Below are 24,394 nucleotides of genomic sequence, written 5' to 3'. Positions count from 1 at the left end.
GCCGCGGAAACCAGGGTGATCCCCGATGGATTCGGCCGCTGTTGCCGCGCACAGTTGTCCCATGACCGATCAGTGGAACAACTCCTCCGGAGTGCAGGATCACCCGACTCCGCACGAGGACTCGAACAGCAGATGGATTCGGCGTCCGCGCCGATCGACCGGCGACCGCAAGATCGCCGGAGTTGCCGGTGGCCTGGGCCGGGCCTTCGGGATCGACCCGGTCCTGATCAGGGTGGCGTTCGTCGTCCTCACCGTTTTCGGCGGCTTCGGTGGACTGCTCTACGTCCTGGGCTGGCTGCTTCTCCCGGCTGATGGCGACGAGGTGTCCGCCGCCGAGGCGCTGCTCGGCCGCGGTCGGTCCTCCGTCCCGCCGTCACTGGCGGTCGGCCTCGGCGTCGTCGCCGTCGTCGCCGCGTTCTCGATGTTCTCCTGGGGCTTGCCGTTCCTCCCGCTGGCGATCGGCGGCGTGATCGTGCTGTCGATCATGCACAAGCGCGGGCGGTTGGGGCACCGCGAGTGGAAACAGCCCCACCACTGGCATGGTGACTGGTCGACTCCGGGCGACGACCGCCGGCAGGACTGGATGACGCGGACCGACGAGCAGGTCACCCGCATCACCGAGCAGGCCCAGCAGTGGGCCGAGCGGGCCCGATACGCCGGCGAACAGGCCAGGAATGCCGGCCGCTCCGCGCGGTGCGGCTCCACGGCCTGGGGCTCGCACAGTCGGGGAGGTGATGGCGGTGGGGGACAACCGGGTGCGCCGGCCGGTGGCAGTTCGCCGTTCGAACAGCCGGCCTTCTGGGACCGGCCGGAATCAGCCATCAGGGTCGACCGCCCGGCTCCGCGGAATGCGGACGGCGTCGACCTGACGAAGACGACATCCCCGTCCAACGCCGGCCCGTCGAACGCGGGACCGTCGGACGAACTGCCGGCGGATCCGGCCCCGCGCACCACGCCGCCGGCCTGGGATCCGTTGGGGGTGGCCCCGTTCGCCTGGGACCTGCCCGAGCCGACGCCACTGGCTTCGCCCGTGGTGAGTGGCGACCGTGGCGGTCAGGTGATCGCCCGGGCAACCATGGGCGCCACCCTGCTCGTCGGTGGTCTGGTCGCAGCCGGGGTGTTCGCCGGCTGGTGGACGCTGGCCTGGTCGCAGGTGGCCGGGATCGCTCTCGGTGTCCTGGGTCTCGGGCTGCTGTTCTCCGCACTCCGCGGTCGTGGGTACTCCTTGATCGGACCGGGCGTGTTCCTGTCGCTGGTCACCCTGGCGCTGGCCGTCACCGGAATCAGCGGGACCAGCGGCTACGGCCAGACCGAGATCAAGCCGGCGAACTACTCGGCGGTGCTCGGCGAATACACGTCCAACGCCGGTGACCTCACGCTCGACCTCTCGTCCGTCACCATTCCGTCCGGTCAGGTGAAGAACGTGAACGTCGAACTGAAGGGGGGCTACGCCAAGGTCGTCATCCCCGCGAGCATGAAGGTCGATGCGACGTGCGACGCCCAACTCGGCCGGGCGGACTGTCTCGGTCAGATCGCCGACGGGATCGGCAGGCAGTCGACCGCCTCGACCACCGGGACGAGCGGTAGCGGGACCCTGAAGCTGACGGTCAAGGTCAACGCCGGCTACGCGGAGGTGAAAACCGTTGCCTGAGACCAGGAATGCGGATGTCGCCGGCACCGGGACCCGAGGACCAGCCCGTCGGATCAACGTCATCGGAGTGGTGATGTCGCTGGTCTTCCTGACGGTGGCCTCGGTCGGGTTGACCGGTAACCCGTGGTGGCTGGTCGACTCCGCAGCGAAGTGGATCATCGCCGGCGCGATCGCGATCGTCGGGCTCGGTTTGCTCGCCACCGCGCTACCGGGCCGACGGCGGACGTAAGTGGGGTCGGCGTCGGGCCGGACCGGCGGGACCTGACCAGGGAATTCCGAGGTCCTTCCGCCTGTTAAACTCATGTGCCGGCCCTGGATGCGTAGGTGGTCTCCATCGGCAGACGGCACCCTCGTGGTGCGGCAGTCGAGCACGGGCGATGCGAAGGGTTCGATTCCTTTCGACGGCACAACGAGCAAATGGTCCGGACACGACAGTGTCCGGACCATTGTGTTCTCCGCCAACGGATCTTCAGGGTCATACCAACCGTGCACCGTCATACCAACCGTGCACCGTCATACCAACCGTGCACCGTCATACCAACCGTGCAGCGTCAGACGACCGGGCACCGTCAGACGAGCCGCGCAGGGTCACGCGGAGGCGACGGACCGGACGGCCCCGGGACCTGTTGCACGACCGGCCATCCACAACCCGCCGACGGCGATCGTTGCGGCCCGAGAGCGGTGAAGGCGAGGGCGTGGCCGCCGGTCTTGTCGCCGAATCCCACCAGCCTGGCCGTGACGGCACCGCACGCATACTGGAACGCGCCGAGCAACGCCGAGGCCGAGCCAGCCACACTGCGGTGCAGATCCATGGCCAGCACAGAGGAATGGGGCAGCGCGAACCCGACCGAGGAGACCATCACGAACAGTGCGACCAACAGCATCGGCAGCCCGAACCGACCCAGCAGGGTCATCGCCAGCAGCGCAGCACCGACGGCGCACTGCCAGACCCCCCATCGCAGCAGCGGTACGGAGGTGGTGCGCGCCAGCAGATATCGACTCAGCGTGCTCATCAGAACGATGCCGAAAGCGTTGGCCGCGAAGCAGAACGAGAAGACCTGGGGCGACAGACCGAATCCGTCCTGCAGCAGGAACGGCGAGGCCGAGATGTACCCGAACAACGCCGCACTGACGGTTCCGCCGGCCAGCGCGTACCCGACGAAGACCCGGTCCTTCAGCAGCGTGCTGAACGCTTGGAGGCTGCCGAAAACTCCTGCTGTCGAACGTCTCCCGGCTGGCAGGGACTCCCCCACGAACACCACCGTGAGCACCAGCAGGGCGAGCCCGACACCGGTGAGCACCCAGAACACGGTCCGCCAGGTCCCGATCCGCAGGACCTGCGCGCCGAGGATGGGCGCGGGGATCGGAGCGAGTCCGTTGATCGCCGCTATCGTCGAGAAGTACGCCGCCGCAGCCTTTCCGGTGAAGCGATCCGCGACGATCGCGCGGCAGAGGACGATCCCGGCCGCGCCGGCGGTGCCCTGCAGCAGCCGCAGCACGATCAGCACCGTCATCGACGTGGTGACGGCGCACAACGCCGACGTCAGCACGAACAGGAGCAGTCCGACGAGCAACGGCCTGCGCCGGCCCAACCGATCCGAGAACGGCCCGACCACCAGCTGCCCGAGCCCGAGCCCGATGATGCAGGCGGACAACGACAGCTGCGCGGCGCTCGCGGTCGAGGACAGCGAGATCGCCAGCCCGGGCAGCGCCGGCAGATACATGTCCATGCACAGCGGACCGAACGCCGACAGCGCCCCGAGCGTCACCAGCAGCGCGGTGCTCCCCCGGCCGCCCGAGGCACCGACTCCCCCGACGAGATCAACCGGACCGACCGGACCGACGCGACCCACCGAATCGACGCGACCCACCGAATCGACCGGATCGGTGGGACCTACTCCCACTCGATGGTCCCCGGCGGCTTGCTCGTCACGTCGAGCACCACACGATTGACCTCCGGCACCTCACCGGTGATCCGACCGGAGATCCTGGCCAGCAGGTCGTAGGGCAGACGGGACCAGTCCGCCGTCATGGCGTCCTCGCTGGACACCGGTCGCAGCACGATCGGGTGGCCGTACGTGCGTCCGTCGCCCTGCACCCCGACGCTGCGGACATCCGCCAACAGCACCACCGGGCACTGCCAGATCTCGGCGTCGACGCCGGCCGCCGTCATCTCCTCACGGACGATCGCATCCGCGGCCCGCAGGATCTCCAGGCGCTCGAAGTTGACCTCCCCGATGATCCGGATCCCGAGGCCGGGGCCGGGGAACGGGTGCCGACCGACGATCGCGGCAGGCAGACCCAGTTCGTGGCCGAGCAGCCGCACCTCGTCCTTGAAGAGCGTGCGCAACGGTTCGACCAGCGAGAACGTCAGGTCGTCGGGCAGCCCGCCGACGTTGTGGTGGGACTTGATGGTGGCCGTCCCGGTGCCACCGCCGGATTCGACGACATCCGGGTAGAGCGTGCCCTGGACGAGGTACTTGACGCCGCCCTCCTCCTCCGAGACCTGCGCGGCGGCCTGCTCGAAGACCCGGATGAACTCGCGGCCGATGATCTTCCGCTTGGTCTCCGGATCGGTGACACCGGCCAGCGCACCGAGGAAGCGGTCGGCCGCGTCGATCGTGATCAGCTTGATGCCGGTGGCCGCGACGTAGTCCTTCTCGACCTGCTCGCGCTCGCCCTTGCGCAGCAGCCCGTGGTCGACGAAGACACAGGTCAGCTGGTCGCCGACCGCCTTGTGAACCAGTGCGGCGGCGACGGCGGAGTCGACCCCGCCCGACAGGCCGCAGATGACCTTGTCGCTGCCGACCTCGGCCCTGATCAGTTCGACCTGCTCGGTGAGGATCTCGGTGGCGGTCCATTCCGGTGAGATGCCGGCAACCTGATGCAGGAAACGGCGCAGCACCTCCTGGCCCTGCTCGGAGTGCAGCACCTCGGGGTGGTACTGGACCCCGGCCAGCCGACGGTCGATGTTCTCGAAGGCGGCGATCGGGGTGTCGGCGGTGGAGGCGGTGACGGCGAAGCCGGGCGGCGCCTCGGCGACCGAGTCACCGTGGCTCATCCAGACCCCGAGCGATTCCGGAAGTCCCTGCAGCAGTGAGGATCCCGGATCGGTGACCGTCAGCCGGGTGGCTCCGTACTCCCGGCGGCCGGTGCGGTCGACGCGACCGCCGAGGGCCGTTGCCATGACCTGGAAGCCGTAGCAGATGCCGAAGATCGGGACATCGGCTTCAAAAACGTCCGGGTCGAGTTGGGGGGCGTTCTCCGCGTAGACGCTGGACGGGCCGCCGGACAGGATGATCGCGGCCGGCGACTTGGCCAGCATGTCCTTCGCCGACATCGACGACGGGACGATCTCGGAGTAGACCGCCGCCTCGCGGACGCGGCGGGCGATCAGCTGGGCGTACTGCGCCCCGAAGTCCACCACCAGGACGGGGTGGGCCTCGAGGTCGTTGCGCTGGGTGCGAGCCTGATCGGAATCGGCCTTCGGTGAATCGGCCTTCGGGGAGTCAGCTCGCGGAAATTCGACCTGCGGATCGCTCGGTTCTGCTGGGTCCGGTGGTGTCACGGTGCTGCCTTTCGGGTGGGGCCGGTATCGGCACACGGATGGTGCAGGGCGTGTGCGAACCGGTCCCTCCCTGGGCTTTTGTCCCGGAGGTGTGACTCCTGCGGCAACTTCACCGCGGTGCTTGTGGCGCTCGGACCAGCCTCTGACCCTCCAGAGCGGAACCCTAGCCACCGTCGTCGGTCAGCTCTTGGAAACTCTATCGGATCGTCAGGGACGGGAGCGGGTGCGGTGCCAGCCGTCCATCGCGAGATCGAGTTGTTCCCCGGTCAGCGGCGGAACGGCGACCCTCTGCCGGGGGACACCCTCGGCCAGCACCCCGTCCAGGAAGAAGTCGAGGTAGCGACGCCACAGACCAGGCTCCAGGGACCCGGCGTAGTCGCTGACGCCGCCGATCGTCACGAGCATCATCGGGATGTCGGCGGCGGTGAACTCCGGTCGCAGCAGACCCGCGTCCTTCGCCCGCTCGACGATCCGGTTGGCGATCGGTTCCAGCCGCTCCCGGAAGGCCGCCGCCGCCGGTAGTCCGTGATTGGCGTGAACCACCTCCCGCATCCCCCGGTCGTTCGCCTGCATCTCGCAGGCCTGGGAGAGAAACGTCTCGAAGGCCTGACGGGGGTCCGGCAGCGACTCGGCTCGCAGCATGCGCTCCGTCACCTGGTCGATCCGGTTCTCGAACAGGGCCTGCAGCAGCACCTGCTTGCTGTCGAAGTGACGGTAGGCGGTCGCCACTCCGACACCGGCCTCCCTGGCCACCTCGTCCAACGTGATGTCGACACCGCGAGCGGCGAAGACTTCGTCAGCGGCGGCCAGCAGGAGCGCCCGGTTGCGCGCGACGTCCTTGCGCACCGGCCTGGCCGGCACCGCCTGATCGGCGGTGGCACTGCCGGCGCTGCTGCTGTTCATCTTTGCTTCTCCTGCATCTCAAACACTCTCGAGGCTTCCTTGCCTGCAACTACTCCCGTCCGATCCTGTTGATCGGACCGGCCACGACGGTCGGACCTGCCACACGTCCGACGGGCCGCCCCGTCAGACGTGCGCCCCGTCAGACGTGCGGACCCTCAGGCGTGCGGACCGTCAGACGTGCGGATCGTCAGAGGTGCGGACCGTCAGACGTGCACGATCTCGACGTCGGGGTCCATCACCGGGACCTCTGGTCGCAGGATGAGGCCGCAGAGAACGCCGCCGACCGCGAAGATACCCGCGGCCCACCAGAACGCGGTGGTGTAGCCGTTCACGGAGGCCATCGCGGCGGCTCCCTTGCCCTCGGCGGCGTGTCCGACGAGGTAGCTGGTGACGGCGCTCGCGGCCAGCGTGTTCAGCAGAGCCGTTCCGATGGAGCCGCCGATCTGCTGGCTGGTGTTCACCATCGCCGAGGCCACGCCGGCGTCCTCCGAGCTGACCCCCGCGGTGGCCAGGCTCATGGCGGAGGAGAAGACCAGCCCGATACCGATCCCCATCACGACGGTGCCCGGGAGCACGTGCAGGGCGAAGCTGGACGTCAGGCCGATGCCGGTGAGCAGGGCCATACCGACGGCGGCGATCAGCATGCCGGACCCGATGATCCACCGCGGCCCGACCCTGGTGGCCAGGAACGAACTGCCGATGGTCGAGGACAGCATGATGCCGGCCGTCATCGGCAGGAACGAGACCCCGGTCAGCACCGCGCTGTAGCCGAGCGTGGCCTGGAGGTAGTAGGTCAGGAAGAGGAAGATGCCGAACATCCCGATGCCGACCACGAAGATGGCCAGGTACGAGCCGCCGCGATTGCGGTCGGTCAGGATGCGTAGCGGGAGAAGCGGGTTGGCGCTGCGGGTCTGGACTACCAGGAAGGCACCGAGCAGGACAACACCGGCGATCAGGAAACCAACCGTGGTGGCGCTGGCCCAGCCGCCCGTCTCGGCGTGGGAGAAGCCGTAGACCAGGGCGAACAGGCCCGCCGAGACGGTGACGATACCGGGGATGTCGAGCTTCGGGCGGTGCTCGGCGCGCTGGTTCCGCAGCCAGGCCAGGCCGCCGACGAAGGCGGCCGCCGCGAAGATCAGGTTGATGTACATGCACCAGCGCCAGGACAGGTACTCGGTGAGCACTCCGCCGAGCAGCAGGCCGATGGCCGCACCACCACCGGCGATCGCGCCGTAGACGCCGAAGGCCTTGGCGCGTTCCTTGGGATGCGTGAAGGTGGTCGTCAGCAGCGACAGGGCGGCCGGTGCGAGCATCGCGCCGAAGGCGCCCTGGACGGCCCTGGCTGCGACGAGCATGCCGAATCCGTCGGCCGCACCGCCGACCGCTGATGCGATCGCGAAGCCGACGAGACCGATCAGGAACATGCGCTTGCGGCCGAGCAGATCGGCCAGCCGCCCGCCGAGGAGCAGGAGACTGCCGAAGGCCAGGGAGTAGGCGGTGACGATCCACTGGCGGTTGCCGTCGGAGAACGCGAGAGCGTGTTGGGCCGACGGCAGCGCGATGTTCACCACCGTTCCGTCCAGCACCACCATCAGCTGGGCGATGCCGAGGACGGTCAGGATCAGCCACCGTCGATCGTGGTGCGGGTTGTCGATCGCCTTCGTCGATTGCGGGCGATCGATCTCGGTACTGGTCATCAGGTTCTCCTCGCGACAAAAGGGAGTCTTACGCTCCGTTTCAGATCGAAGACTATCCGACGAAACGGAGGTTATTGATCCGTTTCTGTGTCTCGCTGGTCACACGCCACAATCGGGGAATGACGGTGCTGATCGATCCACCACGCTGGCCCGCGCACGGCCGGGTCTGGTCCCACCTCGTCAGCGATCTCTCCTATGCCGAACTGCACACGTTTGCGCTGGCCCAGGGCATTCCCGAGCGGGGATTCGACCACGACCACTACGACGTCCCCGGTGATCGCTACGAACTGCTCATCGAGGCCGGCGCCGTCCCGGTCGATTCACGCGAACTCGTGCGCCGCCTCTCCACCGCCGGTCTCCGCCGCCCCAAGCGTGACCGCCGCTGACCCCGCCTATCGCGCTGATCAACTTCGACGGCGCTCATGATCGTCGCGGTTCTGGGACGGATGGGACGGAAATCGACCCGATCATGAGCGCGGTGCCGGGTGCGGACGGCTGGAGCGGGGTCAGCGGTTCAACGGTCGGAACCAGTTTCCGTCCACCATGACGCCCCGGACGCCCAGGTCCGCATCGGTGACGACCAGGTCAGCGGCACGTCCGGCCCGGATCGAGCCGAACCGGTCGGCGACCCCCAGCAGCGTGGCGGGCACGAGCGACGCAGCATTCACCGCTTCGACCAGCGACATCCCGACGACCTGCACCGCACGTCGGACGGCGACCCCCATGGTCAGCGTCGACCCGGCGATGGTGCCGTCCGAGACGAGACGCGCCTCGCCGCCGGTGACCTGCACGTCGAACGCGCCGAGTCGGTAGAGCCCATCGGAGGCGCAGGTGGCCCCCATCGCATCGGTGATCAGCGCGACCCGCCCGGGCGCGACGGCCCGCAGCAGGCGCACGGTGGCCTCGTGCAGGTGCACGCCGTCGTTGATGACCTCGAGCACGACGCCCGCGTCCATGGCCGCGCCGATGATCGCCGGATCGCGGTGGTGCAGCGGCCGCATGCCGTTGAACGCATGGGTGACGAGGTCAGCACCGACCCGGAACGCCTGCAGCGCAACGTCATAGCCGGCATCGGAGTGCCCGACGGCAGCGTGGGCACCGGCGGCCACGATCTGCCGCACCAGGTCCAGCCCACCCGGCAGTTCCGGCGCGACCGTGACCACGGCGACGAGGCCGCGCCCAGCCGTCAGGAATCGTTGCAGCAGCACGGGATCCGGGTCGAGCAGCGAGGCCGGGTCGTGGACCCCGCGGCGGTGGACCGAGAGGAACGGGCCCTCCAGATGAAGCCCGAGCACACTCGGATCGGTGGCCGCGTAGTCGGCGGCCGCGGCGATGCTCGCCTCCATCTGCGTCGGTGGACCGGTGACCAGCGAGATCAGACTGCGGGTCGTCCCGTTAGCCCGATGGGTGGCCAGCCCGGTCCGGATCGAGTCGACACCCTCGTCGAAGGTCGCACCCCCGCCGCCGTGCACGTGCAGGTCGATGAACCCCGGGAGGACGAAACAGCCTGACAGATCGATGCTCTCGGACCCATCGCCCGCGGTCCCCACAGGTGCCACCTCGGCGATGACGCCGTCGACCACCCTGACGTTCCCGTCGACGACGCCGTCCGGCGTCACCACTTCGCCGCCGGTCAGCCAGATCGTCGTCATCGGGAGTCGTGCCGATCCGAGGTGAGCCGGTGATCGGACGCACGCCGCTCCGGGGAATCGAGGTGGTCCCACGCCCGCAAGGCTGCCCCCATCACCCCGGCCCGGTCGCCCAGCACCGTGAGCGAGACAGGCGGAGCAGGGCGGAACGTCAGTCGCGCGGCCAGGGCGATCTCGAGTGGATCGGTCAGAGTGTCGCCCGCCAGCGACAGACCACCTCCGATGACGAATCGGCCCGGGTCCATCAGGATGGTCGCGGCCGCGAGGGCGTCGGCGAGCGCATCCACCGCCTCACCCCAGATCGTCTGGGCTGCAAGCTCTCCGGCCCGCACGAGGGAAGCGATCTCTTCTGCGGACACGTCTGCGCGCCCGGTCAGCGCCGCGTAGCGGGTGGAGATCCGCGACGCGGAGGCGATGGCCTCGAGGCATCCGTGATTGCCGCAGAAGCAGGCCGGACCACCCGGACGCACGACGAGATGCCCGATCTCACCGGACAGTCCGGTGTCACCGTCGTCCACCACGCCGAGCCGGGCCAATCCACCCGCGATACCGGTCCCGATCGCGATGAAGAACATCGACCCCTCACCGGCGCCGGCGCCCCACCGGGCCTCGGCGAGCACAGCGGTCCGGACGTCGTGGCCGAGCGCAACCGGCACCTTCGTCCGCTCGGCGATCAATTCCACCAACGGGACATCCCGCCAGCCGAGATTGGCTGCGTAGCGGGCGATACCGGCCTCGGAGTCGACGGTGCCCGGTACCCCGATCCCGACGCCCACCACCGAAGCCCCAGTGGTCTCGACGAGTTCGGCCGCCAATTCAACGATGCCGTCGACGACGGCGGCCGGACCGTTCGCCACTCCCGTCGCCCGGCGCGTCTGGTGCACCAGCCCGCCGCGGCGGTCGACGAGCGCAGCCTTGATCGACGTACCACCGACATCCAGAGCTGCCACCACCTGATCCACGTGGAGATGGTAGCGATCCCGGCAGAGTGTGCTTCGACATCGGTCACCGGGCCGCACGGGCGGCAGACCGCGACCGGCAGGCGGCGCGCGGCAGACCGCGACCGGCAGGCCGGCGGCCGGCCCGCGGCGTGCGGCGATTCGTCCTTGATCGGGATCGGGCAGCGATCCACCCGAAAGGTGTCTTTCGCCCGCAGGCGACAGCGGCCCGGCATGCCGCGATCGGAGCAGCCGTCGGGGAGAGCCAGCAGCAACACGGCAAGCCGACAAAGGTTAGAAACGGCAAGTACCTGGTGCTGGCCGAGTAAGAATGTCTTCATGACGGGACGCATCTGGACAGAGGGCAAGGTCATCAATCGGGACGCCGAACCGTCAGAGGTCGGCGATGCCCTCAGTGCTGACCACAACACCAGGGCCTGGTTCTTCCTGCCCCGTCACGAAACTGCTGCGCTCGGCCGGGCCGCGAAGAACCTGGGTATCGACGAGTTGGCGATCGAAGATCTGCTGGGTGAAGGCGAGCCGATCAAGTTGGACTGGATCGGGAGCAGCATGGTGGCCGTGCTCGCCGCGGTCGCGTTCGATGAAGAATCGGACGAATTGACCTCCACTCCGGTTTCGCTCCTCGCCGGACCGCGGGCGCTGATCGTTCTCGCCGGCGAGTCGATGCGCGGCGAACTGTGCCACCAGCTGGACAAGGCCGAACCCGCCCTGATGGCCGATGGTGTTCCGGCTGCCCTGCACACGGTCGTCGACCACATCGTCGACGGCTATCTTGCGGTCCTCCAGCAGATGGAGGACGAGGTCGACAAACTGTCCGAATCGCTGTTCGACGACAAGCCACTCAAACGCGAGGAACAGCTCCGCGCCTTCCGGTTGCGACGATCACTCGCCCAGTTGCGCCGAGCCGTCAACCCGTTGCGGGACATCGCCTCCGGCCTGGCCAACGCGGCCGGGCGGGCCGCCGCCAAGCACAACAGCGATGAGGTCAAGCCGACCGACGCCGCCGAAGGGCTGCTGGGCACGCGGAGCGTCCGGGAGTTCTCCGACGTGGCCGATCACGCCGAGCACGCCGCCCAGATGGCGGACGGGCTGCGCGACGTCATCTCGTCGATGTACGAGACCAACCTGGCCTTGGCCGATGTCCACCTCAACACGGTCATGAAGAAGCTGACCGGCTGGGCGGCAATCATCGCGGTGCCGACGCTGATCACCGGGTTCATGGGGATGAATGTCCCCTACCCCGGATTCCAGAGCGAGACCGGATTCATCATCGCGTTCATCGTGATGATCCTGGCCGTCAGCACACTTTTCATCACGCTCAGGCGCAAGGACTGGATCTAGCCCGCCGGACTGCCCCGCGGCCAACGCGCTCATGAACGTCGCGGTTTTGTGGCAGGAGTGACTGAAATCGACCCGATCATGAGCGCCGGCGAAGTTGATAAGCGCGACGGGGCGGCGCGGGGCGTCAGCCGCGGACGGTGAGGCCGACCTTCTGGAATTCCTTGAGGTCGGAGTAGCCGGCCTTGGCCATGGCACGACGCAGGGCTCCGAAGAGGTTGCTGGTGCCGTCAGCGCTGACGGCCGGGCCCATCAGCAACTGCTCCAAGGGCACATCGGCGAACCCGCAAGGCCCGGCGAACCCGCGTGGCAGCACCGGGTGGGCCGCCGTCGTCGGCCAGAACCAGCCCGCGGCCGGGGCCTCCTGCGCCTCGGTGAGTGGCTCGCCGAGCATCACGGCGTCGGCACCGCAGGCGATCGCCTTCGCGATGTCCGCGCTCGTGTGGAGATCGCCCGCCGCGATGACATGCACGTAGCGGCCACCGGTCTCGTCGAGGTACGACCTTCGTGCGGCTGCGGCGTCAGCGATCGCCGTCGCCATCGGCACGGCGATGCCCAGCACCTCGGCGGTGGTGGTGTGCGCCCCGCTCCCCGTCCCGACGATGACGCCGGCCGCGCCGGTGCGCATCAGGTGGGTGGTGGTCTGGTAATTGGTGGCCCCGCCGACGATGACCGGCACGTCGAGGTCGGCGATGAACGATTTGAGGTTGAGCGCCTCTCCCCCGACCTGCACGTGCTCGGCGGAGACGATGGTGCCCTGGATGATCAACATCTCGACGCCGGCGGCGATGGCCTTCGGCGCGAGCGCGGCAGCGTTCTGCGGCGAGAGCCGCACGGCCACCGTCGAACCGGCGCCGCGCAACGAACCGATCGCCTCGGCCAGCAGATCCTCCGACACCGGCACCGAGTACGCGGCCTGGAGCTTCTGCATCACCTCGGTGGGGTCGGCATCCGGACCGAGCGCGACGATGGAGTCGATGATTTTCTGCGGGTTCGCGTGACGGGCCCACAGCCCCTCACCGTCGATGACGCCCAGCCCGCCCAGCCGCCCGACCTGCGAGGCCACGGCCGGTGAGACGACCGCGTCACACGCGGCCGTGATCAGCGGGATCTCGAACCGGTAGGCATCGATCTGCCACGCCGTCGACACCTTCGACGAGGAGCGGGTGCGCCGGGACGGCACGATGTCGATGTCCTCCAGGCCAAAGGTCCGGCGGGCGCTCCGGCCCATGCCGATCTCGACGGTCTCGTTCAAGGTGTTCTCCCCCAGTTGTAGGCGAAGATGATTCTGTCAGGAAAGTCGGGACGCTCGCCCCGCTCGGCTGGGCCGGGCAGGCGACCCGCCTGACCTGCCCGTCTGACGATGGAGCGACTCGTCCGACGATGGAGCCACTCGTCTGACGCTCGAGCGTCAGACCGCAGGGCGGCCGTCGTACCAGCGCACGCACGACAGGCCACCGCACGGACCGGAGCGAGGTCAGCGGTCGAAGTAGTTGGGCGCCTCGGTGGTGATGGTGATGTCGTGGGGGTGGGACTCCTTGAGCCCGGCCGCGGTGATCCGCACCAACTTCGCCTCCTGGAGGCGGGAGATGGTGCGGGAACCGGTGTAGCCCATCGCTGCACGGAGACCACCGATCAGCTGGTGCGTGACGTCGGACAGCTTGCCGCGGTAGGGCACCCGGCCCTCGATGCCCTCCGGCACCAGCTTGTCGTCGGACAGCACGTCGTCCTGGCCGTACCGGGACTTCGAGTACGCCTTGGACTCCCCACGCGACTGCATCGCGCCGAGCGAGCCCATCCCGCGATACGTCTTGTACTGCTTGCCGTTCACGAAGATCAGCTCACCGGGCGACTCCGAGACGCCGGCCAGCAGCGACCCCAGCATGACGGTGTCGGCGCCGACGGCGATCGCCTTGGCGATGTCGCCGGAGAACTGCAGACCGCCGTCCCCGATCAGCGGGATGCCGGCCGGGCGGCAGGCCTTCGCCGCCTCGTGGATGGCCGTCACCTGCGGGACGCCGATCCCGGTGACGATGCGGGTGGTGCAGATCGAACCCGGCCCGACGCCGACCTTCACGGCGTCGGCCCCGGCATCGATCAGCGACTGGGCGCCGGCCCTGGTCGCGACGTTGCCGCCCACTATGTCGACCCGCGCCCCGACATCCTTCTGCAGACGCGCCACCATGTCGGCGACCGCCCGGGAGTGACCGTGGGCCGTGTCGACGATCAGCACGTCCACGCCGGCGTCGACCAGACCCATCGCCCGACCGTAGGCAGCGTCGCCGACGCTCACGGCGGCCGCCACCAGCAGGCGACCGTCACGATCCTTGGTGGCGTTGGGGTACTGCTCGGTCTTGGTGAAGTCCTTGACGGTGATCAGGCCGCGGAGCTTGCCGTCGCCGTCGACGAGCGGCAGCTTCTCGATCTTGTGCTTGCGGAGCAGCCCCAGCGCGACGTCGGCGGTGCATCCGACCGGGGCGGTGACCAGCGGCATCGGCGTCATGACTTCCCTGACGGGACGCGACATGTCGACCTCGAAACGCATGTCGCGATTGGTGATGATGCCGACCAGACGGCCGGCGGCATCCGTCACCGGAACCCCCGAGATCCGGAACATCGCGCACATGCCGTCGGCCTCGCCGATGGTGGCGTCGGGCGAGCAGGTGATCGGATCGGTCACCATGCCGGCCTCGGACCGCTTGACGATCTCGACCTGGGTGGCCTGGTTCTCCGGCTGCATGTTGTAGTGCAGCACCCCGATCCCCCCCTGACGGGCCATGGCGATCGCCATCCGCGACTCGGTCACCGTGTCCATCGCGCTGGAGACCAGCGGGATCTTCAGAGAGACATTGCGGGTCAACCTGGTGCGCGTATCGGCCTCGCTGGGCACCAGATCGGACGCGTCCGGGAGGAGGAGCACATCGTCGTACGTCAGGCCGATCAAGGAGAATTTGTCATCGAACGATCCGCCGTCGCCGGCGTCGAAAACTGAACCACTGGGCATCGGCCCAGTCTAGTGGGGGCCTGTCACTGACTGGCGTCGGTCACCTGCGCCGGAGCGGCCCCGTTCGCTGCCAGCGGATCCGACGAGCTGTCGACCGATGTCGGCGCGGGCATCTCGGAGGTCGTCGATACCTCCGTGGCGGCCGGCACGGTGTCCGACGTCACGGGATCCGTCGACGGCGGCGGCGGCGGCGGCGAGGTCATGACGGGATCGGACGACGGCGGGGCGGACGCCGATGTGGTCGGGGTAGTCACCGGCGCCGACTGCGGCGGGGTGATCACCGGTGCGGTCGTCGGCGCCGGCGGCGCGGAGCTCTGCTGCGGCGGGGTGGTCACCGGCTGGGTCGGCTGCTTCACCGGCGCGGACGGAGCGCCCGAGGTCGTCGGCTTCACCGGCGGAGCCACGATCACCACCGGCGCCGTCGAACTGCCCGGCCGGCTCGGCGTGGTGCTCACCCCCGTCGTGGACAGGGATGTCGCCGCGGACGGACTGCCCGACGTGGCTGGAGCCGAGGTCGCAGAGCGCGGGGCCGTATGGGTGCCGGTAGCTGCTCCCGCTGCAGCGATGATCGCCGGGGCGCCGCGGCCGGGTGTCCCACTGGACGAGGTAGACGATGTAGCGGCCTCGGTCTCGTTGTGGGCCTTGATCCACAGCGTGTCGTACTTCGTCTGGAGACGCTGTCGATCGGCGCCCAACTCGACACGCTCGAGATCGCCGGACGCCGATGTCAGTGCGACCAGCGCCTTGGGGGCGTCGCCGTCCTTCAGCAGGCTTCTGGCGGTCTCCATCGAGTTGTCGGCCTTGATCCCGGCCTCGACGGACTTGGCATGACTGGAGTACAGCACCTGGGTCAGCGCCCACAACGGGTCGCCGGGTTCCGCCGAACGCGCACCGACGGCGGTGGAGCCGAGGAGCAGGGCACAGATCGCCGCGGCCGCGGCGACCATCGGCCTGATCGCCCGTCGGGACGGTTTGTCCGCCGGCGCCCGCATCACGCGGACGAGGACGGGAGGGCAGGGAGTCGCCGGCAGCGGCGCTTCGGCGAGCTCGCAGCGCCAGGTGATCAGGAGTGGTTCGAGAACCCCGGTCGGGTGGTGCACCGGACGCGGGTACCCGGAGGCCATCGGCAGGGTGGCGAACACGTCGCCGAAGTCGGACCGGCCGGAAGCGATCAAATCCAGCATCTGGTCGTCGGCGGCGATCATGGACAGGTCGTCGACGATCGGGAACAGCACGCCGGGCACCTGTTGCTCGGAGCCGGGAGAGGCGCGCATCAGCCGCTCGGGACCGGGCCGGGTGCGGACCGACGGCATCCGGAGGATCGGCACCGTGCGGTCCTGGTCGTCCCGATCAGTCTCGGGAGCGCTGTGGCGGCCCATCAGATGACCTGTTCCAACAGGCCGGCATCCCGTTCGAGGATGCTGCGCAATTTCGAGAGCGCGCGGTGCTGTGCCACGCGTACTGCGCCGGCCGTCATCCCCAAGGCCGCTGCCGTGTCCTCGGCCGACAGGCCGACGGCAACTCGGAGGCGAAGGATCTCCTGCTGGTTGGCCGGGAGGGTGGCCAACAGCCCGGCCATCGTGCCGGCCACGCTGGTATCGATCGCATTCTGCTCGGGACCCATTGCCGTGCTTGTCGTCTCGGGAATCTCGGCGACCGGGACCGACTTGGAACGGCCGGCGGCACGATGCGCGTCCACCACCTTGTGGGCGGCGATCCCGTAGACGAACGCCAGGAAGGGACGACCGTCCCGACGATAGGTGGGCAGAGCCGTCACCACCGCCATGCACACCTCCTGGGCAACGTCGTCGGCGGTGGACAATGATCGGTGGCCGGACAGTCTCGAGCGGCAGTACCGCACCACCAACGGATGAATCCGGGCAAGGAGGAAACCTAGAGCTTGCCGGTCGCCACCGACAGCACCGTCCAGGACGGAATCGAATCCGTCGCTGTCGGTAGCGTCCTCTACTTGATCCATCGTTGTAACAGGCCTGTCCGTTACATGGCCCCCCGGAAATGCCGGCAGGAGAGCACGATCCTAACCGGGCCCGCCCCCGTGCGATAGACGCCGCTCCCCCATGCGATCGGTACGGAGACCGGCTTCCAGGTGTGCCGAATGCAAGGCCGACGAGGAGGGCGATACCGCTTGGGCGGGTGGGTGGGCGTTTGTGATGGCGACGAGGAGAACGCCGCAGGCGGCCCGCCTGGGAGCCGGTCTAGGCGACGAGGCCGCGGCGGAAGCCGACGGCAACGGCCTGGGCCCGATCTCGCGCGCCGAGCTTGCGGAACAGCCGCCGGGCATGGGTCTTGATGGTGTCCTCGGACAGGAAGAGCTCCTTGCCGATCTCGCCGTTCGACTGACCCTGGCTCATGCCCCGCAGGACCTGCAGCTCCCGCTCGGTGAGCTGGGCCTGACCGTCCACGGCATCACGCGGTGACGGAATGCGTGGGCTGGTGAGGGTATCGGCCAAGGCCGCGACGATCTCCGGCTGGGTGGCGTCCCAACGCAGGAACCCTCTTGCCCCGCAGGCGATGGCCGCGGCGATCGACGCGGTGTCGTCAGGAGAGCCGAACACGATCACCACCGCTGACGGATGGATCGCCAGCAGTCGCCTGGTGGCTTCGATCCCGCTGGTCAGCGCGCGCTGGGTGCCGATCAGCACGACATCGGCAGCCTCCCGCCCGTAGCGACCGAGCAGTTCGTCCCCCCCTCCGACGCAGTCGATCGCGGTCACCGAGGGAACGGAGGCCATGACGCGGTTCAGACCGTCACGGGCACTTCGGCGCTCATCGCATATCAGCACGCTTGTCACGTCAACCTACTTTCGGGGTTTTCTCCAGTCACGGGTGAACTGGCAGATCTGGGCCGGGCAGCACCGCTCGGCAGAACGGGTGTGCGATCTCGCCCTGCGACAGCAGTTTCCCCGTGCGGGTGGCACCCGTTCGAGGAAGCATGACCCTGGTAAACGAGCAGGACCGTACGTTCGATAGCGCAAAAGGAAACATCCCTGACGGACTGTAGCGGCAGGGTCGCTCAGAGTATGACGCTCTCCCAGAGTGTTGCTCAATCGTGACCACGTTCCGGTCACCGGGTCCCCACTTCGTGGAGAATTCCCACCCGTTCATCACTGCCCGTGGTCGAGCAAAAGAGGAGATCCGCCGTTCGCGCCGATCACCGCGAGCAACCGGCGAGGCGTCAGAGGCGTTCGCAAGGGGCATGAGCGCGCGGAGATGTGGATCTTCGAAGATCCGGGATCGGCCCTTGATGCACTTGCCGATCGGGCCTAGGGTCATGATCACAGCAGCGTCGATATCAATGCGGATGCGACCGGCCCGGGTGAGCAGTCCCGCCCAGGTGCCTGCCCTTTTCGCATACCTCGACGAAGGCGAGCGACGGAGGTGGGCAACACCATGGCCGATACCAGGCGCCTTCCAGGGCCGAATGCCGACGTGTGGGACTGGCAGTTGGGCGCGGCCTGCCGAGGGATGGCCAGCTCCTACTTCTTCCACCCCGAGGGAGAGCGCGGCCCGGCACGGGCCAGACGCGAGGCAACTGCGAAGTCCGTGTGCCACGACTGCCCCGCCCTGGTCGCCTGTCGAGCTCACGCCCTGGAGGTCCATGAGCCCTACGGCATCTGGGGCGGGCTTTCCGAGGGCGAACGCCAGCAGATCCTCGCCACCTCGGTGCAGGCCGGCTGACCCGAGTCCGGTCGATCTGGGGTGTCGACCGTCTGGCGGAGGTGTGGATACGGAGCGCATGCGCACTGTCATCCCCCGGGGCGGTTCCACCATCCACGTCTGTGGCATGCGCATGAGATTAGACGACCGCGCGCGCGCTGTCACCCCATCGCGCAGCGAGTCCTCACTCCATCAGACGGCTTTCGGCTTGCCGGACCACTTTCGGGCCAGCCGAATATACGCCACGTACGGAGCGTTCATGGGTGTCGTCCCCCGATCGTCCCGATCCCGGGCATTGGAGTGACCAAACCTCGCGAATCGTGCATCGACTACCAAAAGTTACGTCTGATGACGAACGGGCGACACCGAAGAAGTTCGGTGCCGCCCGTTGGTGCCGCCGTCGCTGGGACGCTGCTGGTGGATCCGTACTGGTGAACCGGTGGTACTCGATCAGTGCTGCTGGATCAGTGCCGCTGGATCAGTGCCGCCGGATCAGTGCCGCCGGATCAGTGCCGCCGGATCAGTGCCGCCGGATCAGTGCTGCCGGATCAGTGCTGGTGTCCGTGCCCACCGTGACCGTGACCGCCGTGAGCAGCGGTCTGGCCCTCCGGGATGTCCGTCACGGTGCTGGCCGTGGTCAGCACCATGCCGGCGATCGAGGCAGCGTTGGCCACGGCCGACCTGGTCACCTTGACCGGATCGATGATGCCGGCCGCGATGAGGTCGGTGAAGACATCAGCAGCAGCGTCGTAACCCTGGCCGACCGGCAGCTCGGCGATCCGGTTGACGATCACCGAACCCTCCTGCCCGGCGTTCGCGGCGATCCAGAAGGCCGGAGCGCGAAGGGCGCGGCGAACGATGGCGACACCGGTCCCCTCGTCCCCACCCAGCTCGGCCTCGAGCTCGTCGAGCTCCAGCGAGGCGTGGACCAGCGCGGAACCGCCGCCGGCGATGATGCCCTCCTCGACAGCAGCCTTCGTCGCGGCAACGGCATCTTCGATGCGGTGCTTGCGCTCCTTGGCCTCGGTCTCGGTGGCAGCGCCGACCTTGATGACCGCGACACCGCCGGCCAGCTTGGCCAGGCGCTCCTGCAGCTTCTCGCGGTCCCAGTCCGAATCGGTGGCCTCGATCTCGGCCTTGATCTGCGCCGAGCGGTCGGCGATGGCTTCCTTCGATCCGCCACCGTCGACGATCGTGGTGTCGTCCTTGGTGACGGTGACACGACGAACGGTGCCGAGCACCTCGAGGCCGACGTCCTTGAGCTTCAGCCCGACCTCCGGGGAGACGACCTCCGCACCGGTGACGATGGCCAGGTCCTGCATGAAGTTCTTGCGACGGTCACCGAAGTACGGGGACTTCACCGCGACGACCTTGAAGGTCTTGCGGATCGCGTTGACGACGAGGGTCGAGAGAGCCTCGCCCTCGACGTCCTCGGCGACGATCAGCAGCGGCCGCGACTCGGCCAGCACCTTCTCCAGCAACGGGAGCAGGTCGGAGAGCGCCGAGATCTTGTCGCGTACCAGCAGCACGCCGGCGTTCTCGAGAACGGCTTCGGCCGCCTCGGGATCCGTCGCGAAATGCGGTGAGATGTAACCCTTGTCGAACTGCACACCGTCGGTGTACTCGAGCTCGATGGTCTGGCCGCCGTGCTCCTCGACCGTGACGACGCCGTCGGCGCCGACCTTGTCGATGGCCTCGCCGAGCAGGTCGCCGATGTGGCTGTCACGTGAGGCGATGGTGCCGACCTGGGCGATGGCCGCACGGTCGCCGGCCACCGAGGTGGCCCGGGACTCGAGGATCGAGATGACCTTGTCTGCGGCCTTGGAGATCCCCGACCGCAGGGCCAGCGGATCGGCTCCGGCGGCAACGTTGCGCAGACCCTCGCTGACCAGCGCCTGGGCCAGCACGGTGGCTGTGGTGGTGCCGTCACCGGCAACGTCATTGGTCTTGGTGGCCGCGGTCTTGGCCAGCTGGGCGCCAAGGTTCTCGCCTGCATCGTCCAGGTCGATCTCGCGCGCGATGGTGACGCCGTCGTTGGTGACCGTTGGGCCACCGAACTTCTTGTCCAGCACAACATATCGGCCACGCGGGCCGAGGGTGATCTTGACCGCGTCGGCCAGCTTGTCGACTCCGCGCTGCAGCGCCGACCGGGCCTCGGAGTCGAAGCTGATCTGCTTCGCCATGGTTTTGCCAGTCCTTCGTCAGATGTTGATGGATCAGAGCACTACGAATTCAGCAAGGTGCGAATTCAAATCGGTGAGACGCCGACGCCCCGACCCCGCGCTAGGTGCGGAAGATCGGGGCGACGGCACTGCTGGACTGCGAGTTACTTGGTGACCTTGGCGAGCACGTCACGTGCCGACAGGATCAGGTATTCCTGGCCCGAGTACTTGACCTCGGTCCCGCCGTACTTGGAGTAGATGACGACGTCGCCTTCGGCGACATCGACCGGAACCCGGTTGCCGTTGTCGTCGATACGGCCCGGTCCGACAGCGAGGACGGTGCCCTCCTGCGGCTTCTCCTTGGCGGTGTCGGGGATGACGATGCCGGAGGCGGTCGTCGTCTCGGCCTCGTTGGCCTGGACGAGGATCTTGTCCTCGAGCGGCTGGATCTTCACGCTCACGGTGTGATCTCCCTCTTCTGGGGTCTGAAAAGTATCTGCGGATGTTCGACAGTGGTGAGGACTGCAGACCGACACGAGTGTCGGCCGACGGAGCAACAGCGGGCCCGTCGTCGCGGGAGCCGGGCCGTCGTTGCACCGTTCAACTAGCACTCTAACCACGAGAGTGCCAGGTCTCAACCCGGGGGGTGCGATTGTTGCCAACGGCCCCGGCGAGCCGCGCGGATCAACGACGGCTGCGCGGATCAACTGTGCCCGAATGGGACTCGTGGGACTGGAGTCGCCGAGTTCATCCGCGCTGCGGGACGGCCGGCAGCCGCACCTATTCCGGCGAGGCCGAATCAGCGAGAAGGTCGCGCAGGGCCTTGACCGTCGAGCGGGCGCGTCGACCGTCTTCGGAGTCCGCCCAGAGATCGGCCCACCCATTGTCCTGGGCCAGCAGGATCCGGCTGGTGGTCGCGTCGGCGATCTGCCGACGGGACGGCGTCAACTCGACCTCCAGGTCGACGAACCAGGCCTGCACCGCGGTGGGATCCGTGGCGCCGGTGAGGACGTCGCCATCGAACTCGGCGAGCAACAGGGCCAGCGCAGCCAGCGCGGACTGCACGTCTGCGGCCGTCAGCGGCTTCTCGGCCTGGGCGACGGCGCGCAGCGCTGCCGAGACCAGATCACCGACAGCGGTCGGCGGGGCGGACTGCAGCTTCGTCAAGAAGTCCTGCGCCGCATCATTTTCGAAGATCCCAGGACCGGTTGTGGTCATGTTCGCGCCTCCACCTGTCGCCATCGGCAAGCAGTATGCGCGTCGGGGCTCGGCCGTTCCTCGACAGCCCCGACCACCCGCGCCCGGCTCAGGCCATCATCGAGCACTCCGATGCGCGGCGATCGGGCGAACGCCGGCCGGCGCGAGAAGGTTCAGCCGGCCAGGACCTCGGAGACGAGCATCGCCGGGTTGCCCGTCAGGAACGGGCTGGACGGCCTGGCCCCGGCTGCGACGACGTGGGCGCCGACGGCGGCGATCATCGCCCCGTTGTCGGTGCACAGTCCCGGGCGCGGGACGCGTAGCTGGATCCCGGCCGCGGCGCATCGCTCCTGCGCCAGCGAGCGCAGTCGGCCGTTGGCCGCGACACCTCCGGCGATCACCACCGTACCAACACCGAGATCCGTTGCAGCCCTGACCGTCTTGGCCGTCAGGACATCCGCGACCGCTTCCTGGAAGGAGGCGCAGACGTCCTCGACCGGCACCACGCCGCCGGACCGTTCGATGCCCTCGACGAACCGGGCGACCGCCGTCTTGAGACCGGAGAAGGAGAAGTCGTGACGGGAGTCCTGCGGCCCGGTGAGGCCACGGGGGAATCTGATCGCCGTCGGATCGCCTGCCGCAGCGAGCTCGTCGATGATGGGCCCGCCCGGGTAGCCGAGGCCGAGCAGCCTGGCCACCTTGTCGTACGCCTCGCCGGCGGCATCGTCGACGGTGGTGCCGATCTCGGTGATCCCCGGTCCGCCGGCGGCGGTCCGACCGGCCAGGTCGTCGATGCGCAGCAGCTGGGTATGACCGCCGGAGACCAGCAGGGCCAGGGTCGGCGACGGCAGCAGACCGTGCTCCAGGGTGTCGGCCGCGACGTGCCCGGCCAGGTGGTTGACGCCGAAGAGCGGTACCTCCCAGGCCGCGGCGTAGGCCTTGGCCGCGGCGACCCCGACCAGGAGCGCACCGGCCAGCCCGGGCCCGCTGGTCACCGCGATGGCGTCGATCTCGCCGCGGCGGACACCGGCTTTCGCGAATGCCGAGTGCACCGTCGCCGAAATGGATTCCAGATGGGCGCGCGAGGCGATCTCCGGGACGACACCGCCGAACCGGGCGTGCTGGTCCGAGCTGGATGCGATCTCGTGGCCGAGCAGTTCCGGGCCAGAGTCGGTCAGCCGGACCAGGCCGGCGCCGGTCTCGTCGCAGGACGACTCGATCCCCAGGATGACCGCGCCCGGACCGAGGGTGACCAGGTCGGCCGGGTCGTCCGGTACTGGCGCTGTCATTGCTGCCCTCCTCTCGCGGCATCCTCGTTCGGTGGTCGGTCCATCGTGTAGGCGTCGGCGCCGCTGGGCTGGTAGTACCGGCGACGCAGACCGATCCTGGTGAACCCGCAGGACTCGTAGAGTTTGATTGCAGGCAGGTTGTCGGTCCGGACGTCGAGCAGCACCCGGCGTGGTCCCGCGGCGGCCAGCAGATCCTCCAGCAACAACCGCCCGATGCCATGCCCCTGACGTTCGGGAGCGACGCCGATCGTCTGGACCTCCGCCTCGTCGTCCCCGGACGCGAGACCGGCGTAGCCGTGGACGACTCCGCCCGGTGCGCGCACCACGACGTAGTGGTGCCCGGCCGCGAGTTCGGACCAGAACATCGCCGACGTCCACGGCGAATCCGTCGGGAACAACCCGATCTCCAAGGCGGCCACCTGCTCGATGTCCCACCATTCCATCGGTTCGGTCTGCGGCGTCGGTCGGGTGGACAGCGGCTGAACGGGCATCGGCCGGGTGATCCCGGAGCCCATCGGCTCGGGGTGCCCGTGGCGCTGGGTCGCTTTCGTCATGGGCCGAGCACCGACTTGCGGGCGCCGGGTTCGGCGGCATCCGGACGTCGCAGGTAGAGCGGGGTCAGCGGTCCCGGCACCACGCCGGTGAGCAACGCCCGTGCGGCCGCCAGCACCAGACCGCTGCTGAGATCGCCCGTCAGGGATGGTCGTGCCATCGGCAGTTCGTCGGCCAGCAGACCGACGCCGGGCCCGATCATGCTGGTCGGCACGACACCGGCAGTACGCAGTTCCTCCGCGGCCGCGGCAGGCGCGACGGGTGCCGGACCGAACAGCCGGGCGCCGGCGGCAGAGTAGGCCGAGAGGTAGACCTCACGACGACGGGCGTCGGTGACGACGAGGAAGTCGCCGGTCGGCCTCTCCGACCTCAGATGGCTGCGGGCCAGTCCGTCATGCGAACCGACGCCGTGCACCGGTGCGCCGAGAGCATCCCCGAGCGCCTGCGCTGTCGCGACGCCGACCCGCAGACCGGTGAACGGACCCGGTCCCAGACCCACCACGACGGCCTCCAGATCCGGCAGTCCGTGCCCGGCGGCGGCCAGCGCCTCCCGGACCAACGGCATCAGCTTCTCTGCGTGGGCGAAGGCGTCGGTGACGGTCCGTTCGGCGAGCACGGTGATCGGCTCGGGGACGGTCGAGGTGTCGCCGACCGGTCTGCCGGTCATCAGTTCGTGGGGCCGGAGCAGGGACACCACACCGGCGGTGACGGTCGGTGTCGAGGTGTCGACGGTCAGCAGGAGCACAG

Annotated in this window: 22 protein-coding genes; 5 read left to right on the top strand and 17 right to left on the bottom strand. The window is 68.6% G+C overall.

The genetic code is table 11. The features are described 5' to 3' along the window. The first annotated feature begins 61 nt into the window (after window positions 1–61). Both ABIB25_RS09075 and ABIB25_RS09070 read left to right on the top strand, forming a co-directional pair. Window positions 62–1,651 (top strand): PspC domain-containing protein, encoded by a 1,590-nt coding sequence (locus tag ABIB25_RS09075; protein WP_354528107.1) that lies wholly within the window; start codon window positions 62–64, stop codon window positions 1,649–1,651. Beyond that, window positions 1,644–1,880 carry a hypothetical protein gene (locus tag ABIB25_RS09070; RefSeq protein ID WP_354528106.1) on the top strand — a complete coding sequence of 79 codons (237 nt, stop codon included), beginning with the start codon at window positions 1,644–1,646 and terminating at the stop codon, window positions 1,878–1,880. The genes ABIB25_RS09075 and ABIB25_RS09070 overlap by 8 nt, the downstream gene beginning before the upstream one ends. Before the next feature lie 340 nt (window positions 1,881–2,220). Here ABIB25_RS09070 and ABIB25_RS09065 read toward each other — a convergent pair whose 3' ends face one another. The 4 genes from ABIB25_RS09065 to ABIB25_RS09050 all read right to left on the bottom strand — a co-directional run bounded on the left by ABIB25_RS09065 (window position 2,221) and on the right by ABIB25_RS09050 (window position 7,819). After that, window positions 2,221–3,522, bottom strand: a complete 1,302-nt coding sequence (locus tag ABIB25_RS09065; RefSeq protein ID WP_354528105.1) for a multidrug effflux MFS transporter — start codon at window positions 3,520–3,522, stop codon at window positions 2,221–2,223. 23 nt (window positions 3,523–3,545) lie between these two features. Further along, the gene (guaA, locus tag ABIB25_RS09060; protein WP_502919779.1) at window positions 3,546–5,078 is read right to left on the bottom strand and encodes a glutamine-hydrolyzing GMP synthase; all 1,533 of its coding nucleotides are present in this window, start codon (window positions 5,076–5,078) and stop codon (window positions 3,546–3,548) included. A gap of 348 nt (window positions 5,079–5,426) precedes the next feature. After that, window positions 5,427–6,122, bottom strand: a complete 696-nt coding sequence (locus tag ABIB25_RS09055; protein ID WP_354528104.1) for a TetR/AcrR family transcriptional regulator — start codon at window positions 6,120–6,122, stop codon at window positions 5,427–5,429. Window positions 6,123–6,325: 203 nt separating this feature from the next. After that, a complete protein-coding gene (locus ABIB25_RS09050; protein ID WP_354528103.1) occupies window positions 6,326–7,819 on the bottom strand; it encodes an MFS transporter in 1,494 nt (497 codons plus the stop codon). A 119-nt stretch (window positions 7,820–7,938) separates the two neighbouring features. Between ABIB25_RS09050 and ABIB25_RS09045 the strand changes: the two genes are divergently transcribed. Continuing rightward, entirely contained in the window at window positions 7,939–8,205 is a 267-nt protein-coding gene (locus tag ABIB25_RS09045) for a DUF4031 domain-containing protein (RefSeq protein WP_354528102.1), read from the top strand. A 120-nt stretch (window positions 8,206–8,325) separates the two neighbouring features. On the opposite strand, the gene nagA is transcribed toward ABIB25_RS09045, so the two are convergent. Beyond that, a complete protein-coding gene (gene nagA / locus ABIB25_RS09040) occupies window positions 8,326–9,471 on the bottom strand; it encodes an N-acetylglucosamine-6-phosphate deacetylase (protein ID WP_354528101.1) in 1,146 nt (381 codons plus the stop codon). Next, complete coding sequence (locus ABIB25_RS09035) at window positions 9,468–10,430, bottom strand: ROK family protein (protein ID WP_354528100.1); 963 nt, start codon at window positions 10,428–10,430, stop codon at window positions 9,468–9,470. Before ABIB25_RS09035 ends, nagA begins: the two co-directional genes overlap by 4 nt. A gap of 315 nt (window positions 10,431–10,745) precedes the next feature. Between ABIB25_RS09035 and ABIB25_RS09030 the strand changes: the two genes are divergently transcribed. Continuing rightward, on the top strand, window positions 10,746–11,768 hold the full coding sequence (locus tag ABIB25_RS09030; protein ID WP_354528099.1) for a magnesium transporter CorA family protein: 1,023 nt from the start codon (window positions 10,746–10,748) through the stop codon (window positions 11,766–11,768). A 124-nt stretch (window positions 11,769–11,892) separates the two neighbouring features. On the opposite strand, the gene ABIB25_RS09025 is transcribed toward ABIB25_RS09030, so the two are convergent. From ABIB25_RS09025 to ABIB25_RS09005, 5 genes are all read right to left on the bottom strand, one after another. Then, complete coding sequence (locus tag ABIB25_RS09025) at window positions 11,893–13,020, bottom strand: GuaB3 family IMP dehydrogenase-related protein (protein WP_354528098.1); 1,128 nt, start codon at window positions 13,018–13,020, stop codon at window positions 11,893–11,895. A gap of 222 nt (window positions 13,021–13,242) precedes the next feature. After that, window positions 13,243–14,769, bottom strand: a complete 1,527-nt coding sequence (gene guaB / locus ABIB25_RS09020; RefSeq protein WP_354528097.1) for an IMP dehydrogenase — start codon at window positions 14,767–14,769, stop codon at window positions 13,243–13,245. Window positions 14,770–14,792: 23 nt separating this feature from the next. Next, complete coding sequence (locus tag ABIB25_RS09015) at window positions 14,793–16,148, bottom strand: hypothetical protein (protein WP_354528096.1); 1,356 nt, start codon at window positions 16,146–16,148, stop codon at window positions 14,793–14,795. Then, a complete protein-coding gene (gene shbA / locus ABIB25_RS09010) occupies window positions 16,148–16,747 on the bottom strand; it encodes an RNA polymerase sigma factor ShbA (RefSeq protein WP_354528095.1) in 600 nt (199 codons plus the stop codon). Before shbA ends, ABIB25_RS09015 begins: the two co-directional genes overlap by 1 nt. 238 nt (window positions 16,748–16,985) lie before the next feature. After that, window positions 16,986–17,582, bottom strand: a complete 597-nt coding sequence (locus ABIB25_RS09005; protein WP_354528094.1) for a LuxR C-terminal-related transcriptional regulator — start codon at window positions 17,580–17,582, stop codon at window positions 16,986–16,988. A gap of 598 nt (window positions 17,583–18,180) precedes the next feature. Between ABIB25_RS09005 and ABIB25_RS09000 the strand changes: the two genes are divergently transcribed. Next, window positions 18,181–18,468, top strand: a complete 288-nt coding sequence (locus tag ABIB25_RS09000; protein ID WP_354528093.1) for a WhiB family transcriptional regulator — start codon at window positions 18,181–18,183, stop codon at window positions 18,466–18,468. Window positions 18,469–18,995: 527 nt separating this feature from the next. On the opposite strand, the gene groL is transcribed toward ABIB25_RS09000, so the two are convergent. The 6 genes from groL to tsaB form a co-directional block, all read right to left on the bottom strand. Then, window positions 18,996–20,630, bottom strand: coding sequence for a chaperonin GroEL (gene groL, locus ABIB25_RS08995; protein WP_354528092.1), 1,635 nt, complete (start codon window positions 20,628–20,630; stop codon window positions 18,996–18,998). A 143-nt stretch (window positions 20,631–20,773) separates the two neighbouring features. After that, complete coding sequence (gene groES, locus ABIB25_RS08990; protein WP_187093993.1) at window positions 20,774–21,070, bottom strand: co-chaperone GroES; 297 nt, start codon at window positions 21,068–21,070, stop codon at window positions 20,774–20,776. A 319-nt stretch (window positions 21,071–21,389) separates the two neighbouring features. Continuing rightward, window positions 21,390–21,827: a DUF4259 domain-containing protein gene (locus ABIB25_RS08985; protein ID WP_354528091.1), complete on the bottom strand. Its 438-nt coding sequence runs from the start codon at window positions 21,825–21,827 to the stop codon at window positions 21,390–21,392. A 152-nt stretch (window positions 21,828–21,979) separates the two neighbouring features. After that, window positions 21,980–23,095 carry a tRNA (adenosine(37)-N6)-threonylcarbamoyltransferase complex transferase subunit TsaD gene (gene tsaD, locus ABIB25_RS08980; RefSeq protein ID WP_354528090.1) on the bottom strand — a complete coding sequence of 372 codons (1,116 nt, stop codon included), beginning with the start codon at window positions 23,093–23,095 and terminating at the stop codon, window positions 21,980–21,982. Then, complete coding sequence (rimI, locus tag ABIB25_RS08975) at window positions 23,092–23,538, bottom strand: ribosomal protein S18-alanine N-acetyltransferase (RefSeq protein WP_502919778.1); 447 nt, start codon at window positions 23,536–23,538, stop codon at window positions 23,092–23,094. The genes tsaD and rimI overlap by 4 nt, the downstream gene beginning before the upstream one ends. Before the next feature lie 107 nt (window positions 23,539–23,645). Further along, a complete protein-coding gene (gene tsaB, locus ABIB25_RS08970; protein WP_354528088.1) occupies window positions 23,646–24,392 on the bottom strand; it encodes a tRNA (adenosine(37)-N6)-threonylcarbamoyltransferase complex dimerization subunit type 1 TsaB in 747 nt (248 codons plus the stop codon). Window positions 24,393–24,394 lie beyond the last annotated feature (2 nt).

This window comes from Nakamurella sp. UYEF19, assembly GCF_040546275.1.
Lineage (GTDB): Bacteria > Actinomycetota > Actinomycetes > Mycobacteriales > Nakamurellaceae > Nakamurella.
This window is presented reverse-complemented; position numbering and strand designations above follow the sequence as displayed.